Raw genomic sequence first — 22,945 nt, 5'->3', positions numbered from 1 at the left:
CTTAAGTCTACTACCGGACGGCAGCAGCAGCGGCAACGTCATTGCTACCAGATGTTACCGATGCCACTGGCGCATCGGCCGCTGGCGCAGCAACCGGCGCTTCTGCCTGTTGTGGCTGTGTAGCATCATAGTCGTCGTCGAGTGCGCTGCTGTCGCCCTTGGTTTCCTGCTTGCGGCGGCTCGTGTCACCGTCGAATACCTTGCTTTCACGCGCCTGCAGGTAGCCGTCGCGGATGAATTCGTAACGGTCCAGTGCGGCCGCTTCCATCAGGTTGGTCGCATCGAGCAGCTGGGCGCGCTTGTCGACCACGCGCGTGAAGGTGCCGATATTGCGCACATTGGTCGGATCCTTGTAGCGCCATGGGTCGCCAACGATATCGGCCGGCAGCGCAACGGTGTCGCGCATGGTCGAAGGACCGAGCAGCGGCAGCACTACGTACGGGCCAGGCTTGACGCCGTACCAGCCCAGCGTCTGGCCGAAGTCTTCGTTATGCTTGGGCACACCGGCCTGCGAGGCGATATCGATCAGGCCCAGGATACCAAAGGTCGAGTTCATGGTCACGCGTACCACGTCCTGCATGCCCGCTTCGCCCTTGCCTTGCGCCAGGTTGTTAATGGCGCTCCACACATCGGACAAGTTGCCGAAGAAGTTGCCGATACCGGTTTGCACGAACGAAGGCGTAACGGCCTTGTAGCCCTTGGCGATCGGCTTCAGGGCCACTTCATCGACCTTGTCGTTAAAGCTGAACATGGCGCGGTTGTAGCCTTCCAGCGGATCACGCGGATTGCCGCTGGTGGCGCAGGCGCTCAGGGTAGCGGCGATGGCCAGGGCGGCGCCAACGCGGGCCAGGCGTGCTGTATTTTTCATTGTCGACTCGCTCATTTGCTGTCCTTGCCATCTGCAGCCTTGCTGTAGATGAATTGATTGATCAGGTCTTCCAGTACGGTGGCCGACTGCGTCATACTGATTTTATCGCCCTCTGCCAGGTTGGCCGTATCGCCGCCCGGTTCCAGGCCAATATACTGCTCGCCCAGCAAGCCGGCCGTCAGGATCTTGGCCGAGCTGTCTTTCGGGAATTTGTAATCATCTTCGATATCGATTTTTACCAGCGCCTGATACGTTTTGTCGTCAAACACGATCTCGGCCACGCGCCCGACCACCACGCCGGCGCCCTTGACCGGCGCCTGTGGCTTGAGTCCGCCAATATTGTCGAACTTGGCACTGACTGTATAGGTCTTGGCGAAAGACAGCGAGCTCATATTACCGGCTTTGAGCGCCAGAAACATCACTGCAGCCACGCCCAGCAAGACGAACAGGCCGATCCAGACATCCAAAGATTTACGTTGCATAAACAATCCTAAATAATTTTTTACTTGCTGTCCCCTGCCAAAATACCGTGAGGGGACGATTTTTTTTGCGCTATAGCAATTACTTGCTGAACATTACCGCTGTCATCATGAAATCGAGCCACCACACCATCAGCGACGAAATAACCACCGTGCGCGTGGTGGCGCCGGAGACGTCTTCCGGCGTCGGCTGTGCCTGGTAACCCTGGAACAACGCAATAAAGGTCACGGCAATACCGAACACCAGGCTCTTGATATAGGTGCCGTTGATAATATCTTTCCAAAGATCAACGCCTGCCTGCATCTGCGACCAGAACGAACCCTCGTCGACGCCGATCAGCACCACGCCGACCAGATAACTGCCGATAATGCCCACCGCCGTGAAAATGCCGCCCAGCACCGGCATGGCGATCACGCCGGCCCACAGGCGCGGCGCCAGCACGCGCGCGATCGGATTGACAGCCATCATTTCCATCGCCGACAACTGCTCGCCCGCCTTCATCAGGCCGATTTCCGCCGTCAGCGAGGTGCCGGCGCGCCCGGCAAACAGCAAGGCGGTTACCACCGGCCCCAGTTCGCGCATCAGCGACAGCGCCACCAGCTGGCCCAGCGACTGCGTGGCGCCATAGGTGGTCAAGGTGTAATAACCCTGCAAACCGAGCACCATGCCGACAAACAGGCCCGAGACGATGGTAATGACCAGCGAACGGTTACCGATAAAGAACAGCTGCTCGGCCACCAGGCGCGGACGGCGCCACAGGCTGCCCGATGCAGCAACAATAATAAAGAAGGACCGCACGGCAAAACCGAGGTCCTGCACCGAACGGCGCAGCCATGCGCCGATCGCGCCCAGAAAACGTCCGATCATCGGCCAGCCCCCGCATGCAGGCCCAGATCGTCGGCCAGCGACTTGCCCGGGTAATGGAATGGCACGGGGCCGTCGGCTTCGGCATTGACGAACTGCTTCACATACGGGTGGGTCGAGACAGCCATCTCGGCTGGCGTGCCGTGCGCCACGATTTTGCCCGACGACAGAAAATACACATAATCAGCGATAGCGAAACACTCCTTGACATCGTGCGACACCAGTATCGAGGTCGAACCGAGCGCATCGTTGAGGTTGCGGATCAGATTGGCGGTCACGCCCATCGAAATCGGGTCGAGGCCGGCAAAGGGCTCGTCATACATGATCAGCTCAGGGTCGAGCGCAATGGCGCGCGCCAGCGCCACGCGGCGGCCCATGCCGCCGGAAATTTCGGCCGGTTTGAGTTGCGCGGCGTTGCGCAGGCCGACCGCATTGAGCTTCATCAGCACCAGTGTGCGGATCAGCTCTTCGGTCAGGTCGGTATGCTCGCGCAGCGGAAAAGCCACGTTTTCAAACGCGGTCAGGTCGGTAAACAAGGCGCCATGCTGGAACAGCATGCCCATCTTGCGGCGCATCTGGTACAACTGCTCGGTATCGAGCTCGTGGACGACCTGGCCATGCACGCTGACGGCGCCGGAACTGGGGCGCAACTGGCCGCCGATCAGGCGCAATACTGTGGTCTTGCCGCTGCCGGAACCGCCCATGACGGCCACGACTTTACCGCGTGGGAAGTCCATCTGAAGGCCCGACAGAATCGAACGTTCACCATAGGCAAAGTGTAAATCACGGATTTCAACAAGATTAGGCACGACGATACTCACATTTTTAATGACGTATTGTAGTGCAGAAACGCCAATCCCTGCTGAGAGCCGCCTTCGGGCAGCCCGGGAAAGAGGCAGAATACAACACTAATGAATCGAAAGTCAGATATTTTATTGTAAAAGCGGCGCTGCTGCACGCGTCATCGGCGTTTGCTTGATCTATTAAAAAAACAACAAAGGCCACGCTGCAATACAGCGTGGCCCCGGCTTTCCCGCAATGACGGCTTAACGCGGCAGTACGGAAGCGCCCATCAGGAATTCATCGACGGCGCGCGCGCACTGGCGACCTTCGCGGATCGCCCACACCACCAGCGACTGGCCGCGACGCATGTCGCCGGCGGCAAACACCTTCGGTACGGACGTCTGATAGCAGCCTTCGCCGTCGGTTGTCGCGCGGGCATTGCCGCGGGCATCAGTATCGACGCCAAACGCTTCGAGCACCTGCTGCACCGGCGAGACAAAGCCCATGGCCAGGAACACCAGGTCGGCCTTCATTTCGAATTCCGAGTTCGGTACTTCGCTCATCTTGCCATCTTTCCACTCGACGCGGCAGGCGATCAGTTTTTCCACTTTGCCGCCCTTGCCTTCGAAACGCTTGGTCGCTACCGCCCAGTCGCGCTCGCAGCCTTCTTCATGCGAGGAAGAAGTGCGCAGCTTGATCGGCCAGTATGGCCACACCAGCGCCTTGTTTTCCTTTTCCGGCGGCTGCGGCATCAGTTCAAACTGCGCCACCGACGCGGCGCCATGGCGATTCGAGGTACCCACGCAGTCCGAACCGGTATCACCGCCGCCGATCACCACCACATGCTTGCCAGTGGCCTTGATCTGGTCCTTGAGCTTGTCGCCAGCATTGACCTTGTTTTGCTGCGGCAGGAAATCCATGGCGAAATGCACGCCCTTCAGTTCTCGGCCCGGTACCGGCAGGTCGCGCGGCTGCTCGGCGCCGCCGGCCATAATGACGGCGTCAAATTCTTTTTCCAGGTCTTCCGGGAAAATGGTTTCCTTGGCCCAGTTGTTAACGTTGGCCGGGAAATCCTTGCCTACCAGAACACTGGTACGGAACACCACGCCTTCGGCTTCCATTTGCTTGACGCGCAGGTCGATATGCGACTTTTCCATCTTGAAGTCAGGAATGCCGTAGCGCAGCAGGCCGCCGATGCGATCGCTCTTTTCAAACACGGTCACGGCATGGCCGGCGCGCGCCAGCTGCTGCGCCGCCGCCAGGCCGGCCGGGCCGGAACCGATAATCGCCACTTTCTTGCCGGTACTGAAACCGGCCGGCTGTGGCGTGACCCAGCCGTGCTCCCAGCCCATGTCGATAATCTTGTGCTCGATCGACTTGATGCCGACCGGATCTTCATTGATGCCAAGCGTACAGGCCGATTCGCACGGCGCCGGGCAGATGCGACCGGTAAATTCCGGGAAGTTATTGGTCGAATGCAAAACATCGAGTGCTTCGCGGTAGGCGCCGCGATACACCAGGTCATTCCAGTCGGGAATGATGTTATTGACAGGGCAACCCGTGTTGCAGAACGGGATGCCGCAATCCATGCAGCGCGCACCCTGCACGGTCGCTTGTGCATCCGACAGGTGCAGCACGAATTCCTTGTAGTTCTTCAGACGCGCGGCAGGCTCCAGATAGTGTTCGTCCTGGCGCTTGAATTCCATGAAGCCGGTGATTTTACCCACGATAGTTCCTTTATTTGGCTGGCGGGAGCGACCACAGCCGCTCCTTGATCATTCTTTCAGCAATAACGCTGGCTGGCTCAGGCGGCAACGGCCTGGACTTCCTGGGCCGCTTCTGCAGCCATATCGATCAGCGCGCGCTTGTATTCGTTCGGGAAAACCTTGACGAACTTGCTGCGCGAATTGGCCCAGTCGTCGAGCAGCACGCGTGCGCGGGTGCTGCCGGTGTGCTTGAAGTGGCGTTCAAGCAGGCGCTTGAGGATGACTTCATCGGCTTCCGGCGTACCGTTGCGGTGCTGTGCATGCCAGGCGTGGCGGTCGAGCTGCTGTTCGGCGGCCGATACCACTTTGTCCAGGCTGACCATGGCGGTATTGCACTTGCTGGCAAATTCGCCGGCCGGGTCATACACGTAAGCGATGCCGCCCGACATGCCGGCCGCAAAGTTGCGTCCGGTAGCACCCAGCACCACCACCGTGCCGCCCGTCATGTATTCGCAGCCATGGTCGCCCAGGCCTTCGACCACCGTGGTGGCGCCCGAATTGCGCACGGCAAAACGCTCGCCGGCCACGCCGTTGAAGAACGCTTCGCCAGCCACCGCGCCGTACAGCACGGTGTTGCCGATAATAATGTTGTCGACCGCCCAGCCACGGAATTCGGTGTTCGGGCGCACGATAATGCGCCCGCCCGACAGGCCCTTGCCGACGTAATCGTTGCCTTCGCCGACCAGGTCGATGGTAATGCCATGGGCCAGGAAGGCGCAGGCCGACTGACCTGCCGTGCCTTGCAGCTGGATATGGATGGTGTCGTCCGGCAAGCCGGCATGGCCATAGCGCTTGGCCACTTCACCGGACAGCATGGTGCAGACCGTACGGTTGACGTTGCGCACCGGCGAGATGAACGAAACGCGCTCGCCTTTTTCCAGTGCCGCGCGGGCCTGCGCGATCAGCTTGTGATCGAGCGCCTTTTCCAGGCCGTGGTCCTGCTCTTCCACATGACTGCAGGGCACGCCGATTTCCACTTCCGGCTTGTGGAAGATGGCCGAGAAGTCGAGGCCCTGCGCCTTCCAGTGCGAGATTGCCTTCGACTTGTCGAGCAGGTCGACACGGCCGATCAGCTCGTCATAGGTGCGGATACCGAGTTGTGCCATCAGTTGGCGCGCTTCTTCGGCAACAAAGAAGAAATAGTTGACCACGTATTCCGGCTTGCCCGAGAACTTGGCGCGCAGCACCGGGTCTTGCGTGGCAACGCCGACCGGGCAGGTGTTCAGATGGCATTTGCGCATCATGATGCAGCCTTCGACCACCAGCGGCGCGGTGGCAAAACCGATCTCGTCGGCGCCCAGCAAGGCGGCAATCACCACGTCGCGGCCGGTACGCATCTGGCCATCGGCCTGGACACGAATCCGCGAACGCAGGCCGTTCAAAACCAGCGTCTGCTGGGTTTCAGCCAGGCCCAGTTCCCACGGCGTGCCGGCGTGTTTTACCGACGACAATGGCGAAGCACCGGTACCGCCGTCGTGACCGGCAACGACCACATGATCAGCCTTGGCCTTGGTCACGCCGGCCGCCACCGTGCCGATACCGACTTCCGACACCAGCTTGACCGAGATCGAGGCACGCGGATTGGCGTTCTTCAGGTCATGGATCAATTGGGCCAGATCTTCGATCGAATAGATGTCATGGTGCGGCGGCGGCGAAATCAGGCCCACGCCCGGCACCGAGAAGCGCAGCGTGGCAATGTATTCCGAAACCTTGTGGCCTGGCAACTGGCCGCCCTCGCCCGGCTTGGCGCCCTGCGCCATCTTGATCTGGATCTGGTCGGCCGAGTTCAGGTAGGCCGCCGTCACGCCAAAGCGGCCCGAAGCAACCTGCTTGATGCGCGAACGCAGCGAATCGCCTTCTTGCAGGGCAATATCGACCACCATCTGCTCTTTGCCCATGACCGAGGCCATGGTTTCGCCCTGCTTGATCTTGATGCCCTTCAGTTCCATCGTGTAGCGCGATGGATCTTCGCCGCCTTCGCCGGTGTTCGACTTGCCGCCGATGCGGTTCATGGCCACAGCCAGCGTGGCGTGCGCTTCGGTACTGATCGAGCCCATCGACATGGCGCCGGTGGCAAAGCGCTTGACGATTTCCTTGGCCGGTTCGACTTCGTCGAGCGGGATCGCCTTGGTTGGATCGAGCTTGAACTCGAACAGGCCGCGCAGGGTCAGGTGGCGACGGCTCTGGTCGTTGATGATCTGGGCGTACTCTTTATAGCTGGAGAAATTGTTGCTGCGCGTCGAGTGCTGCAGCTTGGCAATCGCATCCGGCGTCCACAGATGGTCTTCACCACGCACGCGGAACGCATATTCGCCGCCGGCGTCGAGCTTGTTGGCCAGCACCGGATCGTTGCCGAAGGCCAGTGCATGCAGACGCAGCGCTTCCTCAGCCACTTCAAACACGCCGATACCTTCTACATTCGAGGCCGTGCCGCGGAAGTATTTGTTCACCAGCGACTTGTTCAGGCCAATGGCTTCGAAAATCTGTGCGCCGCAGTAGGACATATAGGTCGAGATACCCATCTTCGACATGACCTTCATCAAGCCCTTGCCGACTGCCTTGGTGTAGTTGTAGATGACTTTTTCACCGGTCAGTTCGCCCGGCAAGTCCGGCGCCATGTCAACCAGCGTCTCCATGGCCAGGTACGGATGGACAGCTTCGGCGCCGTAGCCGGCCAGCAGCGCAAAGTGATGCGTCTCGCGGGCCGAGCCGGTTTCCACCACCAGGCCGGTCGAGGCGCGCAGGCCCTTGCTGACCAGATGCTGGTGCACGGTCGACGTGGCCAGCAGGGCCGGAATGGCAACCTGGTCAGGGCCAATCGCACGGTCCGACACGATCAGGATATTGTGGCCGGACTTGACGGCGTCGACAGCTTCGGCGCACAGCGAGGCCAGGCATGCTTCCACGCCTTCCTTGCCCCAGGCCAGCGGGTAGCAGATATCGAGTTCATACGACTTGAACTTGCCGCCCGTATGGGCGCCGATATTGCGCAGGCGCGCCATATCATCGAAATTGAGCACCGGCTGCGAAACTTCCAGGCGCATCGGCGGATTGACGTTGTTGGTATCGAGCAAGTTCGGTTTCGGGCCAATAAACGACACCAGCGACATCACCATCGCTTCGCGGATCGGATCGATCGGGGGGTTGGTCACTTGCGCAAACAGTTGCTTGAAGTAGCTGTAGAGCGGTTTCAACTTGTTCGACATGACCGCCAGCGGCGAGTCGTTACCCATCGAACCGGTGGCTTCTTCACCGGCCACGGCCATCGGCGCCATCAGGAATTTCAAATCTTCCTGGGTGTAACCAAACGCCTGCTGGCGGTCCAGCAGCGACGGCGCGGCTTTTTCGCCCTGCGCGCGCTCCTGCTTTTGCTGACCTTGTTGCAGCTTGATCTCGTCGAGCTTGATGCGCACCGAATTGATCCAGGCCTTGTACGGCTTGGCGTTGGCGTAGGTGGTTTTCAGTTCCTGGTCGTCGATGATGCGGCCCGCTTCCAGGTCGATCAGGAACATCTTGCCAGGCTGCAAACGCCATTTCTGGATAATCTTCGATTCGGGAATCGGCAGCACGCCCGATTCCGACGCCATCACCACCAGGTCATCGTCGGTGACGATATAGCGGGCCGGACGCAAGCCGTTGCGGTCCAGCGTGCCGCCGATATGGCGGCCATCGGTAAAGGCCATGGCGGCCGGGCCGTCCCACGGTTCCATCATGGCGGCGTGGTATTCATAGAAGGCGCGGCGGTTATCGTCCATGGTCGTGTGGTTTTCCCACGCTTCCGGGATCATCATCATCATCGCCTGGGCCACCGGGTAGCCGGCCATCAGCAGCAGTTCGAGCGCATTGTCGAAGCAGGCGGTGTCGGACTGGCCTTCATAGATCAGCGGGAACAGCTTTTGCAGGTCTTCACCCAGCACGGCCGACTTCATCACGCCTTCGCGCGCGCGCATCCAGTTGAAGTTGCCCTTGACGGTGTTAATCTCGCCGTTATGGGCGATCAGGCGGTACGGGTGGGCCAGCGGCCATTCCGGGAAGGTATTGGTCGAGAAACGCTGGTGCACCAGCGCCAGCGCCGAGATGCAGCGCGCATCCTGCAGGTCTTTATAGTAGACGCCCACCTGGTCGGCCAGCAGCAGGCCCTTGTAGACGATGGTGCGGGCCGACATCGACGGCACGAAGAATTCCTTGCCATGCAGCAGCTTCAAAGCCTGGATGGCGTGGCCCGATGATTTGCGGATCACATACAGCTTGCGCTCGAGCGCGTCGGTCACCATGATGTCCGGGCCGCGACCGATAAAGATCTGGCGGATCACCGGTTCCTTGGCGCGCACGGTCGGCGACATCGGCATGTCGGTATCGATCGGCACATTGCGCCAGCCCAGCACGACCTGGCCTTCGATGCGCACGGCGCGCTCGATTTCCTGTTCGCAGGCGATACGCGAAGCGTTTTCTTTTGGCAGGAAGATCATGCCGACGCCATATTCGCCCGGCGGCGGCAGGTCCACGCCCTGTTTGGCCATTTCTTCACGATAGTACTGGTCCGGAATCTGGATCAGGATACCGGCACCATCGCCCATCAGCGGATCGGCACCGACGGCGCCCCGGTGATCGAGGTTTTTCAGGATCAGCAGGCCCTGTTCGACGATCGAATGGGTCTTGTTGCCCTTGATATGGGCGACGAAACCGACGCCGCAGGCATCGTGTTCATTGGCTGGGTCGTACAGGCCTTGCGCTTTCATGGGCTCTCCGCTGCGAAATAAGTAACGAAAAACTAGAGTAGTGCAATGCAGCAGAAAACTCAACTACAATAAATAGGGTCGGAGTCCAATTAAATTTATTTCTGTCGCCGGATAAATTTAATAGGGACATAGTCAAAGGCATTAACTTAAATACGTATAAATATTGTCGTATTTAAAATTATCAGTCCTGCGCGTTATGATGCGGCGGTATCTGGTGACTCTTGCGTGGCCGGCCACGCTTGGCCGGCAGCACTTGCCGCTGCATTTTCAGCTCGAGCGCCTGCTTGAACGCATCGGAACCGAGTGGCCAGCCTTTCAGCACGGCCTGCTCCACCGCCTTGATCTGCGCCCCACTCAGCCCCTGTTCGCACAGGCGCAGATAGGCGCCCTCGCGGTCGAACGGCGTATTACCCAGCGCCCAGTACAAGGCATGATCGGTTATCAGGGCGTCGGGCCGCAGGCCCACATGGTGGGCGTAGCTGGACCAGCCATGGTCGCGCTCATGTCCGACCAGGCCCGTGCGTACCGGCACATATTCAAGATAACGGCAGCACAGCAGGAAGAAATGTTCAGCATCGATCACGGCGGTTTTGTAGCGTCCTTGCCACAGTGTGCCTTCGCGTCCGTACTTCTGGTTGAAATACGGCACGTAATAGCGGCCCAGCCACTGCATCAGCTGCGCCAGGCCGGTGGCATCGCTGGGCGTGGCCAATAAATGCAGCTGATCGGGCAAGAGAACGTAGGCGTGAAGCGCTACTTTGAAGGTTTTGGCGCCGGTTTTCAGCCAGGCCAAAAATTGCACATGGTCATCGGCATCCTGGAACACCGGCTGCCGGTTGGCGCCCCGCTGTATCACATAATGGGGTAGGGAAGGAATGATCAGACGGGGCAAACGGGCCATGGCAACAGTCGTTGAAAACACTAATGCCTTGATTCTACACAGAATTTTACGTGGACTCGACTCTGTCCCCGATAAATTTCAAAAAACCCGGAAACAGATTGACTCTGTCCCCGATAAAAATCAGGACAGGTTGAAACTGGCCGACAGGCTGTAGCCCTCGCCATAGGCGCTGCGCAGCGGCAGATCCTGGCCCAGGCCGGTCTTGGCTTTCTTGCGCAGCCGATACACCAGCATGTCGACGCGGCGCCCGGCATCGGGATCGTCGCCGCCCATGCCGGCCACGATCACATCGCGCGGCACCGGGCGCGTATTGATCGTCAGCAGATGCAGGAAATTGAATTCCTTTTCGGTCAGGGCAATCACCGAGCCCATCAGTTCGAGCTGGCGCGCACTGACGCGCAAGGTCCACTTGCCCGGCTCGGGCGCCGCTTCCTGCGGGCCGACGCGGCGATCCAGCGCTTCGATATGTGCGGCCAGTTCAGGGAACTTGATCGGCTTGGTCAGGTAGTGGTCGGCGCCAAGGCGCAGGCCCAGGATACGGCTGTCGAATGCCACGCGCCCGGTCAGCACCAGCACGCCGATCTGCGGATACAGCTGGCGCATGCGCGGAATCACGTTAAAGCCGTCTTCGTCCGGCAGGCCCAGGTCCAGCACCACAACATCGATATTGCCGTGGCTGAGTGCTGCCCACATATCGCCTGCCGAACTGGTGGTCAGCACATCGTGCTCCAGCTCCGTCAGAAACTCCGCCATGTCTTCGGCGTACTCGAGATTGTCTTCGACGATCAGTATTTTCGTCATTGCCGCGCCATTTATCTGTTAGTGAGCCTATCGTGAGGCAAGCCTTGCCATCCACTCCTGCACCATAATGGCTGGCTAGTCATGTTTACGTCAAGGAATTATCACGCTAGGCTTCAGCGGCAGCAAGATTTTTGCTTGCGGCAACCGCCGTTGGCAACCAGATACGGAACTCGGCACCGCCGCCGGCGCGCTGGCTGACCTGGAAGTTGCCGCCATGCACGTCGACAATCGCCTGCGCCATATACAGGCCCAGGCCGGCGCCGGCATGTCCACCAGCATGCAGGCCGCGAAAGCCCTTGTCGAACAGCTGCCCCAGTTCGGACTCGACCAGGCCCACGCCGCGGTCGGCCACACACAGCAGCACGCCGCCCTGCGGCGCCAGCCTGGCGTCGAGTTCGATGGCGCTGCCCGAAGGGCTGAACTTGACGGCGTTATCGAGCACGATTTTCAGGCACAGCTGCAAACCGGGCACATCGCAGCGCAACTGCGCCGGCAGGTCTTCATCGAGATGCAAGCGCACCACGTGGCTGGCCGGCACGGTGGCGGCCGCCTGCTGCAGCAGCGCCAGCGGGGCAATGCCGTCGGCGGCGCGCGTGCGGCCGATGGCGGCCATGCGCTCGGGTGAAAGATAGTCGTTAATCATGCCCAACAGGCGGTCGACGGCAGCCTGGATTTTCAGATAGCGCTTGCGCGTGGCTTCGTCGGCGCCGGCCGCATCGGCGGTCGCCACCAGGCGCTGCACGGCGCCGTCGATGGTGGCCAGCGGCGTGCGAAATTCATGCGAGAGCATCGAAGCGAAACGCTTCTGCTCTGTTTCCCGCTCGGCGTCGGCACGCTGCGCCTGGCTGACATCGCGCGCGCTGCCCAGCAGGACCAGGGGGCGGCCAGCCACGTCGGCCACCAAAGTCGAGGTGACTTCCAGTACCAGCGCGCGGCCGTCGCGATGCGGCAGTTCCACTTCGCGCAGCAGACGCAGGCGGCTCTGGTCGCCATTGCGCCAGCGCTGCACGCGCGCCGGCACCTCGGCCGCCAGCCTGGCAACCTGTGCTTGCAATTCCGGTGGGGCGTAGCCAGTCAGCGACTGCGCGGACGGGCTCAGGTAGATCAGTTCGAGCGTGATGGCGTCAAGCACCCAGGCGATGTCGACGCCGTGCTCGGCCAGCAGCCGGAACTGCGCTGCATCGGCGCGCGCGTGCTGCAGTTCGCGCTGCAGACGCAGGCTGCGCAGCGCCAGCCACGCCACACTGACCAGTAGTAACAGGAACAGCAGAAAAAGAGGCAGCATGCCGGCACCTTGCAAAAGACAATGTCTTCAGTATAGGCCCGTCAAGCTGCCTGGCGGCAATCTCAGTCGTCGAGCGGCGCAAAAATCTGTTGCAGGTCTTCCTGCGTCAGCGCCATTTTCTGCGACTCGCCTTCGGCCAGGATCGATTGCGCCAGTTCCGATTTCTTTTGCTGCAGCAGCTGGATTTTTTCTTCCAGCGTGCCCTTGGCGATCAGTTTGTAGACAAACACCGGCTTGTCCTGGCCGATGCGCCAGGCGCGGTCGGTGGCCTGGTTTTCGGCGGCCGGGTTCCACCATGGATCGTAGTGGATCACGGTGTCGGCCGCCGTCAGGTTCAGGCCGACGCCGCCCGCTTTCAGGCTGATCAGGAAGATCGGCACCGCCCCCTGCTGGAACGCCGCCACCTGGGCGCTGCGATCCTTGGTTTCGCCGGTCAGCAAGGCGTAGGGAATATCGCGCGATTCGAGCTCTTCCTCGATCAGTTCGAGCATGCTGGTAAATTGCGAGAACACCAGGATCTTGCGCCCTTCTTCGAGCAGGTCTTCCACCATCTGCATCAGGTCTTGCAGTTTGGCCGAGCCGGCCGCCTGCTTCTTGGCCGGCAAGGACTTCACCAGGCGCGGATCGCAGCAGACCTGGCGCAGCTTGAGCAGCGCTTCGAGAATCACGATCTGGCTGCGCGCCACACCTTTTTTGTCGATCTCTTCGCGTACCTTCTGGTCCATCGCCAGGCGCACCGTTTCGTACAGGTCGCGCTGCGGCCCGGTCAGCTCGACCTTGCGCACCATTTCGGTTTTCGACGGCAGCTCCTTGGCCACATTGTCCTTGGTGCGGCGCAGCAGGAAAGGCTTGATGCGGCGGTTGAGCAGCATGCGCCGCAATGGATCGTCCTGCCGCTCGATCGGGTGGCGGAACTGGGTATTAAAGGTCTTCTCGTCGCCCAGCAGGCCCGGCAGCAGGAAGTGGAATTGCGACCACAATTCGCCCAAGTGGTTTTCCAGCGGCGTGCCGGACAGGCACAGGCGGTGGCGCGCGCGCAGCATGCCGGCTGTCTGCGCGGCCTTGCTGCGGGTATTCTTGATGTAATGCGATTCGTCCAGGATCACCAGGTGGAACTCCTGCTCGCGCAGGATTTCTTCATCGCGCGGCAGCAATGCGTAAGTGGTCAGCACCAGGTCGCAATGGCCGATCTGGTCGAACTGCTGAGCGCGGTCCTTGCCTTGCAGCAGCAGCACCTTGAGGCTCGGGGCGAACTTGGCCGCCTCGTCCTGCCAGTTGCCCATCAGGCTGGTTGGCGCAATCACCAGCGCCGGATGCGTGAGGCGCCCGGCTTCTTTCTCGATCAGGATATGCGCCAGCGTCTGCACCGTCTTGCCCAGGCCCATGTCGTCGGCCAGAATACCGGCCAGGTCATGGTCGCGCAGGAACTGCATCCAGGCCAGCCCTTCGGCCTGGTAATCGCGCAAGGTAGCCTGCAGGCCGGCAGGCGCCGCCACTTTCTGCACCGAGCCGAACTGGCTCAGCTTGCGGCCCATGGCGCGCAACTGCTCGCCGCCCGACCATTGCATCTCGACTGCGCGCGCCAGCTCTTCCAGGCGGGCGGCGTCCAGCGTCGACATGCGTACCGCATAGCGGATCTTGTCGTTGAAATAGAGTTCGCCCAGCGTGTGGAGAATCGGCCGTACGCGGCCCCATGGCAGCGCCACGCGGGTGCCGCCCGGCAAGGTGGCCAGCATCTGGTCCTCGTCGTCATGCGCGTCGATGATTTTCGGGTTGAAGTCATTGGGCGCATTGCGGATCAGTTGCACCAGCACCGGCAGCAGCGGCACGCGCTCCTGGTTGACCACGATGCCCAGCTCGAGCTCGAACCAGGCATTGTTGCTCTCGGGGTCCTGGTCGTCGATCTCGGCATACCAGCCCTCCACATCGGTCACGTCGTAACGGTACTTGGCGGTCTTTTCCAGTATCCAGCCCTGGTCGAGCAGATCGTCGATGCCTTGCCCGGCAAAACGCAGCCATTCTGCCTGGCTGGGCAGCAGCAAGGCGCCTTTCAGGGTGCTCAGCGGCGCCGAACCGGGTTTCTTGAACTGCAGTTCGGCCAGCAGCGCCAGCGCGCGTGCCTCATCGACCGTATTGCGCTGGATAATTTCCGTCACATCGCCCACCTGGCGCACCACGCGCTGGGCCGGATCGAACGCCACCCGCTCGCCGTCATAGTCGTACGACAGCACCACGAAGTCGGTCCAGCGCTGGGTACTGCCATCGGCCAGCAGCACGCTGTCGAGCAGCAGCACCGGCGTGGGCGAGACATCCTTGCGCAAGCGCTGCGGCAGCGGCTGCGGCAGCGGCATCAGGTGCTGCAGGCCCTGCGCCAGCAGCAGTTGCGAGACGCGCACCTTGTCGTTGGCGTTCAGGGGCGGCGCCTGCGCCACCAGCGCCTGCAGGTCGGCCAGCGAAATATCGGAGCCGCCCTGGTTCAGTTCCAGCACCCCGCATGACAGATTGTCGATATACCATGGCGGATCGGTCGGCAACATATAGTCGATCTGGTCGGCGCCATGGTGTTTCACGCCTTCCGGCGGATCGACCTGCCAGCCCAGGCGCATGGTCTTGCCTTCGTCGCGCCAGAACAGGCGCGCCTGGCGCAGCGGCCCCTCCTTGAGCGGATACACCAGACCGTTGCCGACATCGGCCCAGGAATTGGCCCACAACAGCTTGTCCTGCTGCGCCAGCATGCCCAGCAGTGCGGCGCCGACCTTGCCCTTCGGTTCAGTGGCGCTACCTGTTTGCGAGTTGCTGCCGCTGCGCATGGCCACGAAAAAACGCACCAGGTCTTCGTCGGCCGGCGTCAGAAAGCTTGGCGGCGCCGACAGCAGCGAAAAAATCTCGCTGATCGGACTGGCCGCCGCCACATCGCCGTTCGGCCGCAAACGCGCCTTGTACAGGCACAGCGCCACATGGCGCCCGCCGCTGGTCGGCGCCAGCACATAGATCAGGCGATGCGCGTTGAGTTTCGGGTCGGGTTCGGCCAGAGTCAGCACGGCTTTCGGATGAGCAGCAGCCTCGACCCGTTGCAGCCAGGTGGCAATCGCGTACGGCAAAGGGCCGCCGGGCGCACTGGCCGGGGCGGCAGGGGTGTCACTGATGTCGTCGCGGGTAAAATCCATGGTACGCATGATGGGTTGAAAGTTGTATCAAAATCGGCAACAGGCAATATTATCCTTCATAAGGCAGGCAATCGCGCATTCAATCGCAGTAATGTGGCGCGCACAGTCCATTTGCGCTGTCAAGATTGCGCAATCGCGCCGTTTGCGTATCATTCCAGGCTTGATCGCTTTGGAAACAACCATGCTGCCCTCTATCGAACAACGCCTTGCCCTTGAACTTGCCGCCAAACCGGTGCAGGTTGCCGCCGCCATCGAACTGCTCGACGAAGGCGCCACCGTGCCCTTTATCGCCCGCTATCGCAAGGAAGCAACTGGCGGCCTCGACGATATCCAGCTGCGCCTGCTTGAAGAGCGCCTGCGCTATCTGCGCGAACTCGAAGAGCGCCGCGCGGCCATCGTGGCCTCGATCACCGAACAGAACAAGATGACGCCCGAGCTGCTCGACGCCGTCATGCATGCCGAAGACAAGACCCGGCTGGAAGACCTGTATCTGCCGTACAAGCAGAAACGCCGTACCAAGGCCCAGATCGCCATCGAAGCGGGCCTGATGCCGCTGGCCGACTGCCTGCTGAACAATCCCGAGCTGACGCCGGACATGGAAGCAGGCAAGTTCCTGCGCGACGCCTTTACCAGCGCCGACGGCAACAATCCGGGCGTGCCTGATACCAAGGCGGCACTCGACGGCGCGCGCCAGATCCTGATGGAACGTTTTGCCGAAGATGCCACGTTGCTGCAGTCGCTGCGCGAATACGTGCAGGAGCACGGCGTAGTTGAATCGAAAGTGGTGGAAGGCAAGCAGGATGAAGGCGAAAAGTTCGCCGACTATTTTGATTATTCCGAAACCATCGCCACCGTGCCGTCGCACCGTGCGCTGGCACTGATGCGCGGTCGGCGTGAAGGCATCCTTGACGTTACGCTGCGGCTCGACACGGAAGCGGAGAAGCCGAAATGGGATGCGCCGCACAATCCCTGCGAAGGCCGTATTGCGGCGCGCTTCGGCATCAAAAACCAGGGCCGCCCGGCCGACAAATGGCTGTCCGATACGGCCCGCTGGACCTGGCGCGTGAAAAGCTTCATGCACCTGGAAACGGAACTGATGGGCGCGCTGCGCGAACGCTCGGAGCAGGACGCCATCAATGTGTTTGCCACCAACCTCAAAGCGCTGCTGCTGGCCGCGCCCGCCGGCCAGCGCGCCACCATGGGTCTCGACCCTGGCCTGCGCACCGGCGTGAAAGTGGCGGTAGTGGACGCCACCGGCAAGGTGGTCGACACGGCCGTGATCTACCCGCACCAGCCGAAAAACGACTGGGATGGCTCCTTGCACACGCTGGGTCGTCTGGCGGCCAAGCACAATGTGTCCTTGATCTCGATCGGCAACGGCACCGCCTCGCGCGAAACCGACAAGCTGGCGCAGGACCTGATCAAGCAGCATCCGGAAGCAAAGATGACCAAGATCGTGGTCTCGGAAGCGGGCGCGTCGGTGTACTCAGCGTCGGAATTTGCATCGAAAGAGCTGCCCGACATGGATGTGTCGCTGCGCGGTGCGGTGTCGATTGCACGCCGCCTGCAAGACCCGCTGGCCGAACTGGTGAAAATCGATCCGAAGTCGATCGGCGTGGGCCAGTACCAGCATGATGTGAGCCAAAGCCAGCTGGCGCGCTCGCTCGACGCGGTGGTGGAAGACTGCGTGAATGCGGTCGGCGTGGACGTCAATACGGCGTCCGCACCGCTGCTGGCGCGCGTGTCCGGCCTGTCGGCCAGCGTGGCGCAAAGCATTGTCAGCTACCGTGACATGAAGGGCGCCTTTACATCGCGCGCGGCGTTGAAGGGCGTGCCGCGCCTGGGCGACAAGACGTTCGAGCAGGCCGCCGGCTTCCTGCGCGTAATGGGCGGCGACAATCCGCTCGACGCCTCGGCGGTTCACCCGGAATCGTATCCGCTGGTGGAAAAAATCCTGGCCGACATCAAAAAGGACATCAAGGCGGTGATTGGCGAAACAGCGCTGCTCAAAACCCTGAGCCCGGCCAAGTATGCCGATGAGACTTTCGGCGTGCCGACCATTACCGACATCCTCAAGGAACTGGAAAAGCCGGGCCGCGATCCGCGTCCGGAATTTACCACCGCCACCTTCAAGGAAGGCGTGGAAGAAATCCGCGACCTGCGCCCGGACATGATCCTGGAAGGCGTGGTCACCAACGTGGCCGCGTTTGGCGCTTTTGTCGATATCGGCGTGCACCAGGACGGCCTGGTGCATATCTCGGCGCTGTCGAACACCTTCGTGAAAGACCCGCATACGGTGGTGAAAGCCGGCCAGGTGGTACGCGTGAAGGTGCTGGAAGTCGATGAAAAGCGCAAGCGCATTGCGCTGACCATGCGCCTGACCGACAGCGCGCCGCAGGCGGGCTCGCAGCCGCAGCAGAAAGGCGACCGCAACGACCGCCGCAGCATGGCCCAGCACCAGTCGCAAAGCCGCAACGCACCCGAGCCGGCCGGCAGCATGGCCGCCGCCTTTGCCAAGCTGCGCGGCTAGTGACTGAGGGCATGCCGGACATCCTGATTACAGCGGACAGCGCCAGCAGCGTTGACGCGCTGCTGCTGCAGGATGAACTGTCCGGTGTATTGCTGCGCATGAATGGCGACAGCGGGCGCGCCTCGTTCGACATCGAGGCGCCGTGCGTGCGCGGTGGTTTTTATATTGCCCGTGACGCCGCCGGCGCCCTGCTCGGCTGCGCCGCCCTGCGCCCGCTCGGTGACGATGCCAGCCCGACCGCCGAACTCAAGCGCATGTATGCGCGCCCTGGTTCACGTGGCGTCGGTGCGGCGCTGCTGGCATTCGTGGAAGCGCAGGCGGCAGCCCATGGCTACCGGCAGGTGCAGCTGTCGACGCGCCGTATCAACCTTCGCGCAGTCGATTTTTATGCCAGGCATGGCTACGTCGAGGTGGCGCCCTATGGCAAATATGTGTCAGCGCCCCAATCTGTTTGCATGGGTAAAGCTTTACCCGATTGATGTTGCCGCGCGGCGCATTTCTGGACGCCATGCATACTGCCGACGGCGTTTTCTTATAAAATGACGCCATCATTAATTTACCCCACAGAGGCTGCTATGAGCGACGTACAAACCTGGATCAAAGAAACCGTGACGAACACGCCGGTCGTGCTGTTCATGAAGGGCACGGCCCAATTTCCGCAATGTGGTTTCTCCGGTCGCGCGATCCAGATCCTGAAATCGTGCGGCGTGGAAAACATTGCCACCGTCAACGTACTGGACGACCCGGAAGTTCGCCAGGGCATCAAGGACTACTCGAACTGGCCGACCATTCCCCAGCTGTATGTCAAAGGCGAATTCATCGGTGGCTCGGACATCATGAATGAAATGTTTGAATCGGGCGAACTGAAAACCCTGCTCAATGCCTGATCGTGTCGCTGCGCGGCCGCGCAGGATCGTTGTGGCCATTACCGGCGCAACGGGCGCCGTGTATGGCGCGCGGCTGTTGCAATTGCTCGGCGCCATCGCTGGCGTCGAGACGCATCTGGTGCTGTCGGACGCCGCCGTGCTGACGCTGCATCAGGAAACCGGCATGGCGCGCAAGGACGTTGAAGCGCTGGCGCATGTAGTGCACAAGCTGCGCGACGTGGGCGCCTCGATTGCCAGCGGCTCGTTCCAGTCGGACGGGATGGTGATTGCCCCGTGCTCGATGCGCACGCTCGCTGCGGTGGCGCATGGCCTGTCGGATAATCTGATTACGCGCGCGGCCGACGTGGTGCTCAAGGAGCGTCGGCGGCTGGTGCTGATGGTGCGCGAAACGCCGTTCAACCTGGCGCACCTGCGCAATATGACGGCGGTCACCGAAATGGGTGGCGTGATCTTTCCGCCGCTGCCGAGCTTTTACCACCAGCCGCAGAGCATCGCCGAGATGGTTGACCATACGGCGGCCCGCGTGATCGACCTGTTTGGCATCGAACACAGCCTGGCGCCGCGCTGGCAGGGCATGAAGGCGCCCGGCTAGCGTTACTGCACGACGGCCGCTGCGCCGTCAGCGCTTCTCAAACTGCGCCGCACTGGCGCGCTTCAGATCCCTGGCTTCTTCCACCATCCTGCGGTGGGCGATCCGTTTGCGCATGACTTCCGCGTGCTGCGCGGCGGTCATCGGTGGGACGGTCATCAGATCCTTCAGCTGCGCGGTATTGCTGTAGTTGCTTTTCATAAGACGGCTTGACGCCATGCTCCGTAGTGGATAACAACAGGCTGCTTCTGAGGTGATTATGAGCCAGTATTGACTACTGCGCCGCTCTCTACAAGATAATCGTCGAATTATCTGGTTGCAGCGCAACATAAGCCGTCTTATTGTGCGGCAAAATCATGTCTCCAGTATGACTTTGCACAAAAATTCCGCGAAAGCAACCTCTGCAAGAGCAGCGCAGGCGACCAACCGGCGAAGTCATCGCTACTTCTGGTAATTTACCCTGACCAGCATGCGGATGAATTCGCGCGCAAGCTGGCGGTGATGCTCATCAAGACGTTGTAAGTCTGCAATCAATTTAACATCTGCCGACTCAAACCGGGCCAGGCTGCCATTGGCTTCACCATTGGGCGTGGCGCTTTCCGGGCCACCAAAACGCAACCATTCTGCCGGTACGCCCAGCCATTGAGCAATCATGCGCAATTTTTCCTGGGTAGGGATAGCTTCTCCTACTAACCATTTCCTTGCTGCATGAACCGTAATCGGACGTCCGTCGAAACGGATGTTAAATTCCCGCGCCAGCCGGGTCGGACTATCTGGGGAGTAATGGGCGTTTTTCAGCGCCAACTGAAGTCGTTGGCTAAAGCTCTCGCGTTCGTTAGAAGAATTCATAGTTGCACTATTTCATGTTGTAACATGAAAGTCAGTTTCTTGAATGACCATACAGATTGTCACATTGCACAATATAATAATTAACAATTAACACTTTTCAGTGCTTTCAAGCACTCAGCTGATGCCAAATATTCTCTTGCCAACCTGGATGGGTTTGGATTGAATTCACATGTTGCACGGTATTTTGCACTGCAACATACTTAGAAAACCGCACTTTGGTTTACAACATACGGTCGAGTACCACACCTACCATTTTTGCCAAATAAACAGCCAATTTCATATAATTTCTGCTAGACAAAATTTACACAAAAACTATTTTATTAATATTTTGAAAATAGTTTTGTCAAAATGATCCAATCGCCATCAATATCGATATCATCAGTTCGTAAATGCTTGTTTTGCTGGCAAATTTACTTCCATCATAACGACTTTTACCCAAGTTGGTGTAAAGAAAGTTCTTTTTGGTCTTATAAACGCCACCAACTGTCAATTTACATTAAATCTCAATAATGAAATTCATCCATGCAAAGCAATTGGCATGACGCCGTTGCGCGTGCAGTCGTCAGCAAATTTCTGCCTGGATTGCGGCGCAGGCGCGCTACAATGATTGACGCATACGTCAACGCAGGCAGCCGCGCCGTCCCAGTTTCCACGATTCATCTATCAAGCAATTCATCATGCAACCATCCCCGCCCGCTGCGATCCCTACTTATACGATCACCGAACTGTCGCGCGAGTTCGATATCACGGCGCGCGCCATCCGCTTCTATGAAGACCAGGGCTTGCTCAGCCCCAGGCGCGAAGGCGCGGGCGGGCGCCAGCGCATCTATTCGGCGCGCGACCGTACCCGCCTCAAACTGACCTTGCGCGGCAAACGGCTGGGGCTGGCTTTGTCGGAGATCAAGAGCCTGGTCGACATGTATGAGTCGCCGAAAGACACGCGGGCGCAGATGGATCGATTCTTGACCGTGCTGGCGCAACATCGCCAGACACTCGAGCAGCAGCGCATCGATATTGAAATGGCGCTGGCCGAGATCAGCACGCACGAGGAGGCTTGCGCCGCCATGCTTGCCGAACTGGAACAGTAAGAAACAGTAAAAAGCGCCGGCACGCAGGAGGCCGGCATGCCTTGCACTTTACGTTTACGTAAACGTCACAACTGAGTATCATACTCCTGAAGTACAGACTTGAAACGGCCCACCCACCGCATAACGACAACGAGGAAGACATGCTCCATCTCCCAGGCTTGACCTTTGACCATGGCGAAGACATCGCCTCGCTGCGCGCAGCGATCCAGCAATTTGCCGCAGCCGAAATCGCCCCGCGCGCCGCCGAAATCGACCGCAGCGACCAGTTCCCGATGGATCTGTGGCGCAAGATGGGCGACATGGGCCTGCTCGGCATTACCGTCGGTGAAGAATACGGTGGCGCCGGCATGGGCTACCTGGCCCATATCATTGCGATGGAAGAAATCTCGCGCGCCTCGGCCTCGGTCGGCCTGTCGTACGGCGCCCACTCCAATCTGTGCGTCAACCAGATCAAGCGCAACGGCAATACTGAACAGAAAGCCAAATACCTGCCCAAGCTGGTCACCGGCGAACATATCGGCGCACTGGCCATGTCGGAGCCGAACGCCGGTTCGGACGTGGTCAGCATGCAGCTGCGCGCCGATCTGAAGGGCGACCACTACGTGCTGAACGGTACCAAGATGTGGATTACCAACGGCCCCGACGCCGATGTGCTGGTGGTCTACGCCAAGACCGACCTGGCCGCCGGCGCGCGCGGCATGACGGCCTTCCTGATCGAGAAAAGCTTCAAGGGCTTTTCCATCGCGCAAAAGCTCGACAAACTCGGCATGCGCGGCTCGCACACGGGCGAGCTGGTATTCCAGGATTGTGTCGTGCCGCTGGAAAACGTACTGGGCGAAGTGGGCAAGGGCGTCAATGTACTGATGTCGGGCCTCGACTTCGAGCGCACGGTATTGTCCGGCGGCCCGCTGGGCATCATGCAGGCCTGCATGGACCTGGTGGTGCCGTATGTGCACGAGCGCAAGCAGTTCGGCCAGGCCATCGGCGAATTCCAGCTGATGCAGGGCAAGCTGGCCGATATGTACTCGACCATGATGGCCTGCAGGGCCTATGTGTATGCGGTGGGCCAGGCCTGCGACCGCGCCAGCTCGCCCGAAGCGGTGCGCCAGTTGCGCAAGGATGCGGCCGGCGCCATTTTGTACAGCGCAGAAAAAGCCACCTGGATGGCCGGCGAAGCGATCCAGGCGCTCGGTGGCAACGGCTATATCAATGAGTTCCCGGCCGGACGCCTGTGGCGCGACGCCAAGCTCTACGAGATCGGCGCCGGTACCAGCGAGATCCGCCGCATGCTGATCGGTCGTGAGTTGTTTGCAGAAACCAATTAAGCGCAGCACCCACTTGATAGGAG

At 60.4% G+C, this 22,945-nt stretch carries 18 protein-coding genes; 6 read left to right on the top strand and 12 right to left on the bottom strand.

All coding sequences use genetic code 11. The features are described 5' to 3' along the window. Positions 1-10: 10 nt before the first annotated feature. From GCM43_RS19180 to GCM43_RS19135, 10 genes are all read right to left on the bottom strand, one after another. The gene (locus tag GCM43_RS19180) at positions 11-883 is read right to left on the bottom strand and encodes an MlaA family lipoprotein (RefSeq protein ID WP_152247258.1); all 873 of its coding nucleotides are present in this window, start codon (positions 881-883) and stop codon (positions 11-13) included. After that, the gene (gene mlaD, locus GCM43_RS19175; protein WP_152247256.1) at positions 880-1,350 is read right to left on the bottom strand and encodes an outer membrane lipid asymmetry maintenance protein MlaD; all 471 of its coding nucleotides are present in this window, start codon (positions 1,348-1,350) and stop codon (positions 880-882) included. Before mlaD ends, GCM43_RS19180 begins: the two co-directional genes overlap by 4 nt. Positions 1,351-1,429: 79 nt before the next feature. Next, positions 1,430-2,215 (bottom strand): lipid asymmetry maintenance ABC transporter permease subunit MlaE, encoded by a 786-nt coding sequence (gene mlaE, locus GCM43_RS19170; RefSeq protein ID WP_152247254.1) that lies wholly within the window; start codon positions 2,213-2,215, stop codon positions 1,430-1,432. After that, positions 2,212-3,021, bottom strand: coding sequence for an ABC transporter ATP-binding protein (locus GCM43_RS19165; protein WP_152247252.1), 810 nt, complete (start codon positions 3,019-3,021; stop codon positions 2,212-2,214). Before GCM43_RS19165 ends, mlaE begins: the two co-directional genes overlap by 4 nt. Before the next feature lie 237 nt (positions 3,022-3,258). Beyond that, complete coding sequence (locus tag GCM43_RS19160; protein ID WP_152247250.1) at positions 3,259-4,722, bottom strand: glutamate synthase subunit beta; 1,464 nt, start codon at positions 4,720-4,722, stop codon at positions 3,259-3,261. Positions 4,723-4,799: 77 nt separating this feature from the next. Next, positions 4,800-9,500 carry a glutamate synthase-related protein gene (locus GCM43_RS19155; RefSeq protein WP_152247248.1) on the bottom strand — a complete coding sequence of 1,567 codons (4,701 nt, stop codon included), beginning with the start codon at positions 9,498-9,500 and terminating at the stop codon, positions 4,800-4,802. A 181-nt stretch (positions 9,501-9,681) separates the two neighbouring features. Then, the gene (locus GCM43_RS19150) at positions 9,682-10,401 is read right to left on the bottom strand and encodes a transposase (protein ID WP_152247246.1); all 720 of its coding nucleotides are present in this window, start codon (positions 10,399-10,401) and stop codon (positions 9,682-9,684) included. Between the two features lie 120 nt (positions 10,402-10,521). After that, entirely contained in the window at positions 10,522-11,202 is a 681-nt protein-coding gene (locus GCM43_RS19145) for a response regulator transcription factor (protein ID WP_152247244.1), read from the bottom strand. A gap of 106 nt (positions 11,203-11,308) precedes the next feature. Beyond that, the gene (locus tag GCM43_RS19140; RefSeq protein ID WP_152247242.1) at positions 11,309-12,487 is read right to left on the bottom strand and encodes a PAS domain-containing sensor histidine kinase; all 1,179 of its coding nucleotides are present in this window, start codon (positions 12,485-12,487) and stop codon (positions 11,309-11,311) included. Between the two features lie 62 nt (positions 12,488-12,549). Then, positions 12,550-15,654, bottom strand: a complete 3,105-nt coding sequence (locus GCM43_RS19135) for a DEAD/DEAH box helicase (protein WP_152247240.1) — start codon at positions 15,652-15,654, stop codon at positions 12,550-12,552. 181 nt (positions 15,655-15,835) lie between these two features. On the opposite strand from GCM43_RS19135, the gene GCM43_RS19130 reads away from it, so the two are divergent. The 4 genes from GCM43_RS19130 (at position 15,836) to GCM43_RS19115 (ending at position 19,663) form a co-directional block, all read left to right on the top strand. Then, the gene (locus tag GCM43_RS19130) at positions 15,836-18,184 is read left to right on the top strand and encodes a Tex family protein (RefSeq protein ID WP_152247238.1); all 2,349 of its coding nucleotides are present in this window, start codon (positions 15,836-15,838) and stop codon (positions 18,182-18,184) included. 11 nt (positions 18,185-18,195) lie between these two features. Next, positions 18,196-18,663, top strand: coding sequence for a GNAT family N-acetyltransferase (locus GCM43_RS19125; RefSeq protein ID WP_152247236.1), 468 nt, complete (start codon positions 18,196-18,198; stop codon positions 18,661-18,663). A gap of 96 nt (positions 18,664-18,759) precedes the next feature. Continuing rightward, positions 18,760-19,071 carry a Grx4 family monothiol glutaredoxin gene (grxD, locus tag GCM43_RS19120; protein ID WP_152247234.1) on the top strand — a complete coding sequence of 104 codons (312 nt, stop codon included), beginning with the start codon at positions 18,760-18,762 and terminating at the stop codon, positions 19,069-19,071. Continuing rightward, a complete protein-coding gene (locus GCM43_RS19115; protein WP_152247233.1) occupies positions 19,064-19,663 on the top strand; it encodes a UbiX family flavin prenyltransferase in 600 nt (199 codons plus the stop codon). The genes grxD and GCM43_RS19115 overlap by 8 nt, the downstream gene beginning before the upstream one ends. 27 nt (positions 19,664-19,690) lie before the next feature. Here GCM43_RS19115 and GCM43_RS25865 read toward each other — a convergent pair whose 3' ends face one another. Further along, a complete protein-coding gene (locus tag GCM43_RS25865) occupies positions 19,691-19,861 on the bottom strand; it encodes a hypothetical protein (protein ID WP_193315684.1) in 171 nt (56 codons plus the stop codon). 240 nt (positions 19,862-20,101) lie between these two features. Next, positions 20,102-20,509 carry a hypothetical protein gene (locus GCM43_RS19110; RefSeq protein WP_193315683.1) on the bottom strand — a complete coding sequence of 136 codons (408 nt, stop codon included), beginning with the start codon at positions 20,507-20,509 and terminating at the stop codon, positions 20,102-20,104. 701 nt (positions 20,510-21,210) lie between these two features. On the opposite strand from GCM43_RS19110, the gene GCM43_RS19105 reads away from it, so the two are divergent. Together GCM43_RS19105 and GCM43_RS19100 are read left to right on the top strand one after the other, a co-directional pair. After that, positions 21,211-21,597, top strand: a complete 387-nt coding sequence (locus GCM43_RS19105; RefSeq protein ID WP_152247517.1) for a MerR family transcriptional regulator — start codon at positions 21,211-21,213, stop codon at positions 21,595-21,597. Between the two features lie 140 nt (positions 21,598-21,737). Then, positions 21,738-22,922, top strand: coding sequence for an isovaleryl-CoA dehydrogenase (locus tag GCM43_RS19100; protein WP_152247231.1), 1,185 nt, complete (start codon positions 21,738-21,740; stop codon positions 22,920-22,922). The last annotated feature ends 23 nt before the right edge of the window (positions 22,923-22,945 follow it).

The organism is Janthinobacterium aquaticum, assembly GCF_009208565.1.
Taxonomy (GTDB): Bacteria; Pseudomonadota; Gammaproteobacteria; order Burkholderiales; family Burkholderiaceae_D; genus Janthinobacterium.
This window is presented reverse-complemented; position numbering and strand designations above follow the sequence as displayed.

Bases quoted from the DNA above. Each gene is read 5' to 3' on its own strand.
- GCM43_RS19180 (WP_152247258.1), bottom strand. From the start codon at position 883: ATGAGCGAGTCGACAATGAAAAATACAGCACGCCTGGCCCGCGTTGGC.
- mlaD (WP_152247256.1), bottom strand. From the start codon at position 1,350: ATGCAACGTAAATCTTTGGATGTCTGGATCGGCCTGTTCGTCTTGCTG.
- mlaE (WP_152247254.1), bottom strand. From the start codon at position 2,215: ATGATCGGACGTTTTCTGGGCGCGATCGGCGCATGGCTGCGCCGTTCG.
- GCM43_RS19155 (WP_152247248.1), bottom strand. From the start codon at position 9,500: ATGAAAGCGCAAGGCCTGTACGACCCAGCCAATGAACACGATGCCTGC.
- GCM43_RS19150 (WP_152247246.1), bottom strand. From the start codon at position 10,401: ATGGCCCGTTTGCCCCGTCTGATCATTCCTTCCCTACCCCATTATGTG.
- GCM43_RS19145 (WP_152247244.1), bottom strand. From the start codon at position 11,202: ATGACGAAAATACTGATCGTCGAAGACAATCTCGAGTACGCCGAAGAC.
- GCM43_RS19140 (WP_152247242.1), bottom strand. From the start codon at position 12,487: ATGCTGCCTCTTTTTCTGCTGTTCCTGTTACTACTGGTCAGTGTGGCG.
- GCM43_RS19135 (WP_152247240.1), bottom strand. From the start codon at position 15,654: ATGGATTTTACCCGCGACGACATCAGTGACACCCCTGCCGCCCCGGCC.
- GCM43_RS19130 (WP_152247238.1), top strand. From the start codon at position 15,836: ATGCTGCCCTCTATCGAACAACGCCTTGCCCTTGAACTTGCCGCCAAA.
- GCM43_RS19125 (WP_152247236.1), top strand. From the start codon at position 18,196: ATGCCGGACATCCTGATTACAGCGGACAGCGCCAGCAGCGTTGACGCG.
- grxD (WP_152247234.1), top strand. From the start codon at position 18,760: ATGAGCGACGTACAAACCTGGATCAAAGAAACCGTGACGAACACGCCG.
- GCM43_RS19115 (WP_152247233.1), top strand. From the start codon at position 19,064: ATGCCTGATCGTGTCGCTGCGCGGCCGCGCAGGATCGTTGTGGCCATT.
- GCM43_RS25865 (WP_193315684.1), bottom strand. From the start codon at position 19,861: ATGAAAAGCAACTACAGCAATACCGCGCAGCTGAAGGATCTGATGACC.
- GCM43_RS19110 (WP_193315683.1), bottom strand. From the start codon at position 20,509: ATGAATTCTTCTAACGAACGCGAGAGCTTTAGCCAACGACTTCAGTTG.
- GCM43_RS19100 (WP_152247231.1), top strand. From the start codon at position 21,738: ATGCTCCATCTCCCAGGCTTGACCTTTGACCATGGCGAAGACATCGCC.